Raw genomic sequence first — 264 nt, 5'->3', positions numbered from 1 at the left:
CCCGGGCTGACTTCCAGCCTGGCACTGGCCGAGGAAACCCTGGCGCGCCTGGCGGACGACGCTTCTTCTCATTCTTCCCACTGAATCATGCAGCACAACGACTACATCCTGACCCTGTCCTGCCCCGACCGCACCGGCATCGTCTTCCGCGTCAGCGGCCTGTTGTTCGAATCGGGTTGCAACATCCTCGATTCGCAGCAGTTTGGCGACGAGGAGACCGGCCGCTTCTTCCTGCGGGTGCACTTCGACCTGCCGGCCGGCGCG

Annotated in this window: 1 protein-coding gene; it reads left to right on the top strand. The window is 64.4% G+C overall.

What is annotated here, in order from left to right:
* Positions 1-87 precede the first annotated feature (87 nt).
* On the top strand, positions 88-264 hold a 177-nt coding region (locus SB751_RS31600; RefSeq protein ID WP_410749220.1), incomplete at its 3' end, for an ACT domain-containing protein.

The sequence above is a fragment of the Cupriavidus sp. SIMBA_020 genome (assembly GCF_046535395.1).
Taxonomy (GTDB): Bacteria; Pseudomonadota; Gammaproteobacteria; order Burkholderiales; family Burkholderiaceae; genus Cupriavidus; species Cupriavidus campinensis.
This window is presented reverse-complemented; position numbering and strand designations above follow the sequence as displayed.